Raw genomic sequence first — 3743 nt, 5'->3', positions numbered from 1 at the left:
ACCAGCGCGACCAAGGGCGTCCCCGGCGCCAGCGTGTACTCGGCCAGCAAAGCGGCCGTTCGCTCACTGGCGCGCACCTGGGCTGCGGAGCTGAAGGACCGGGGAATCCGGGTGAACGTCGTCAGTCCCGGCTCGATCGACACCGCGCTCTTCAGTACCGTCACGCCCGAATTCCGGGAGCAGATCACCTCCCTCATCCCCCTGGGACGGCTGGGGACCAGCGAGGAGATCGCGGCTGCCGCGCTGTTCTTCGCTTCCCCGGACGCCGGCTTCGTCACCGGCGCAAACCTGGTCGTCGACGGCGGGTTCAGTCAGGTCTGACGCTCATCGGCTGGGCGATCGGCCCGGCCGACCTGCCACGACGACGGAAAGTCGAACCCAGACCACCGAAAGTGAGGATTCGTCCATGAGTAACGTCAGCTTGATCGGACTCGGAGGCATGGCCCGCGCCATAGCCACCCGCGCGGTCGCAGGCGGCAACGCCGTCGAGGTCATCGGCCGCGACGCGGCCAAGGCCAAGGAACTGGCCGCCACGCTCGGCGGCGGCGCAACGGCCGGGACATTCGCAACGGCCCCGGCCGGCGACCTCGTCATCCTCGCCGTGCCCTACGCCAGCGCCGTGCAGGTCGTCACCCAGTACGGGGAGGCGCTGGCCGGTAAAGTCGTCATCGACATCTCGAACACCTTCAATGCCGACGCCAGCGCGCTGGTCACCCCGGACGGCACGTCCGGTGCGCAGGAGATCGCCAAGGCCGTCCCGGCAGGCGCGCACATCGTGAAGGCGTTCAACACCGTCTTCGGCCACGTCCTGGCAAGGGGCGGACCGCTGGACGTGCTCATCGCCGGCGACGACGCGGACGCCAAGGCGAGCGTGTCGGTATTCATCGAGAGCCTCGGACTGCGCCCGCTGGATGCCGGCGGCCTCGCGATGGCGCACTGGCTGGAGGCCGTAGGTCCGCTACTGATGGGCGTGGCCAGCCATGGTGCAGGGTTCGACATCAGCCTCGGCATCAACGTCTCGGGCTGAGAGCACGGCAACCGGCGACCCTCTCGGGCAGGCGCGGGTTCGGCTGCCCGAGACACCGGGCAGCCCTGCGTCATCCGACGTGCAGGCAATCGACTTTGACTGCTGTGGACCGCTTCCGGCACCGGCGAAGGTGTCGTCGAGCAGATCGGTGACGCCCTCTCATCGCGCGGCCGTCCACATACGACTGACTGAAGAAGACACCCATGCCTGACTATGGTCATCCTCTGCGTTTCGCAACGTTTATCGCTCCTACCAACTCTCCGGCGCATCGCCCGGTCGAGTTGGCGCTGCTCAGTGAGCGGCTCGGTTTCGACTTCGTCACCTTCCAGGATCACCCTTACCAGTCGAGTTTCCTCGATACCTGGACTCTGCTGAGCTGGGTGGCAGCGCGGACCGAGCGCATCGGAGTGTCCGGCAACGTGCTGAACCTGCCGCTGCGCCAGCCTCCTGCCGTGCTCGCCCGCGCGGCTGCCAGCCTCGACCTGCTCTCCGCCGGCCGGATGAACCTCGGGATCGGGGCCGGCTACTACTGGGATGCCGTGCACGCGGTCGGCGGGCGCCGGCTGACCCCACTACAGGGCGTGGCGGCCCTTGACGAGGCGATCGACGTCATCCGCGGAATCTGGGACGCCGACGCGCCCGGCACCCTGACTGCCGACGGCGAGTTCTACAAGGTCCACGACGCCGAGCGCGGACCCGCGCCCGCACACAAAATTCCGATCTGGCTCGGCGCCCACAAGCCGAAGATGCAGGATCTCGTGGGACGCAAGGCCGACGGGTGGCTGGCGTCGCTGCCGGTCATGACGCCTGGCGCCCTGCCGAAGGGAAACGCGATCATCGACGACGCCGCACGGGCAGCGGCACGTGACCCCCGCGAGATCACCCGTCTGCTCAACATCGTCCCGGACCAGCAGACCCCGGAAGCACTGGCCCACATGACCCTCCAGGATGGCGTCAGCGTCTTCCTCCTGATCAGCGACGACCCCTACGAGCTCGAACGCTTCGCCGCCGAAACAGCACCCGCCGTACGCGAACACGTCGCCCGCGGTCGCACATAGCACATGCGCCCCTCACCCTGGTGACTTAGCTCTACGACACGGTCGGGTCTGGTGGACGTCGCTTCTTTGGCACGTCCACGCCCACCGGATAGGTAAACGGCTCGTATTCCCGGCATGGCCGCACCGAAAGTATGATTACCCAGGCGGGTCGAGTTGCTACATTCCGTGTCGAACGGTTCATGGTCGGGTGGAGCTTGTCAGCTCCGCTCGGAGGTTGCTGAGGCGGCCCCGGGTGCCACTGCACCAACGCTAGGAGTGCCAGTTGGCCATTGATGAAGCCGCAGCAACCGGGGGCCCTACCCACGTCCTCGGCAGTGACAATGCGGAGCCGTCGCCGCAGGACCTTGCGCGCGGCGCGCAGGCTCGGGCGGAACTGGCTGCCCGCGGCCTCGAGGTCTGGGCCGAGAAGAAGTGGTGGGGTTTTGAGATCCACCTCAACGCCGAGGCCGCCGACACGGCGGCGGACATCGCTGAGCTGATCGGTGACGTAGGGGGTGAGGTCCTGCCGTCACCCTTCAACAAGATCGTTGAGGCGTTCTGCAAGGCCAAGGCGGTGTGGATTTCCGCTGCGTCTTCCGGGTACGGCTGCAAGCTCGTCTCGCCGTGGATCGCGCCCGGCATGCTCATCCCGGTTGGGAAGATCCCCAAGGAAGACACCAGCCTGTGGTGGACCGTCTTCGAAGAAGGCAGCGGATGGAGCGAGGACAAGCGGCTGCCTGCCCATGCCAGCGAGTCCAACCCCGCGCTGGCCTCGTTCGGCGGCCAACTGTATGTGGTCCACCGCGGTGGCGGCTCGGACAAAAGCCTGTGGCAGGCCCTCTACAACCCTGACGCCAGCTGGGGCAACGACGTCGAACTCCCCAAGCACGCCAGCGACGAAGGCCCGGCCGTAGCGGTCTTCAACAACCAGCTGTACTGCGTCCACAAGGGCAACGGAACCACCGACCTGTGGTGGACCGTCCGGACGACCACAGGCGGATGGTCCACCGACCAGCGTTTCCCCCGGCACGCCACGAGCGCGGGACCGGCCCTGGCCGTGTTCAAAAACCGGCTCTACTGCGTTCACCGTGGCGGCGGGTCAAGCGCTGGCCTCTGGTACACCACCCTCAACGCCGACGGCAAAAGCTGGGCCAACGACAAGGAGATCCCCCACAACGCCACTTCCTCCAATCCAGCCCTGGCGGTCTTCAAGGGCAAGCTCTACTGCGTCTACAAGGGCAACGGGAGCGACAACAGCCTGTGGTGGACCGTCTCCGAGGACGGCAGCACCTGGAGCACGGGCCAAAAGTTCCCCCGGCACGGCAGTAAGGCCGGCCCGGCCCTCGCGGTCTTCAAGGACAAGCTCTACTGCGTCCACCGGGGCAACACGGACCAGAGCCTGTGGTACACCGTCTTCGAAGAGGGCAAAGGGTGGACTGCGGACAAGGAACTGAGCAAGCACGCCAGTAACGCCGGTCCCGCCCTGATCGTCTACCGCGACAAGAACGGCACCCACGACCAACTGATGTGCGTCCACCGCGGCTTCGGAAAGAAGAGCGCCGCCGACGATGGCATCGAGGAACAGCAGCGGCGGGAGGACGACGAGACCGATGACGTCCGGGCTGATCTCGATCTGCGGGCTGCCGGGCAGCAGCACCACCGCGAGACCGGCGACCACG

Annotated in this window: 4 protein-coding genes; all 4 read left to right on the top strand. The window is 66.9% G+C overall.

Translation table 11 applies throughout. The annotated features are described in order from the left end of the window. A partial coding sequence (locus ABZ646_RS42515) for an SDR family oxidoreductase (RefSeq protein ID WP_360531952.1) occupies window positions 1–321 on the top strand: 321 nt, incomplete at its 5' end. 85 nt (window positions 322–406) lie between these two features. Further along, the gene (locus tag ABZ646_RS42510) at window positions 407–1027 is read left to right on the top strand and encodes an NAD(P)-binding domain-containing protein (protein ID WP_360531949.1); all 621 of its coding nucleotides are present in this window, start codon (window positions 407–409) and stop codon (window positions 1025–1027) included. 203 nt (window positions 1028–1230) lie between these two features. Then, the gene (locus tag ABZ646_RS42505; RefSeq protein WP_360531946.1) at window positions 1231–2085 is read left to right on the top strand and encodes an LLM class flavin-dependent oxidoreductase; all 855 of its coding nucleotides are present in this window, start codon (window positions 1231–1233) and stop codon (window positions 2083–2085) included. A 262-nt stretch (window positions 2086–2347) separates the two neighbouring features. Then, window positions 2348–3743 (top strand): hypothetical protein (locus tag ABZ646_RS42500; protein WP_360531943.1); only part of this gene is annotated, 1396 nt, incomplete at its 3' end.

The organism is Streptomyces sp. NPDC007162 (assembly GCF_040634175.1).
Lineage (GTDB): Bacteria > Actinomycetota > Actinomycetes > Streptomycetales > Streptomycetaceae > Streptomyces.
The sequence above is the reverse complement of the archived record's forward strand: the minus strand, read 5'-3'. Positions and strand labels throughout refer to the sequence as shown.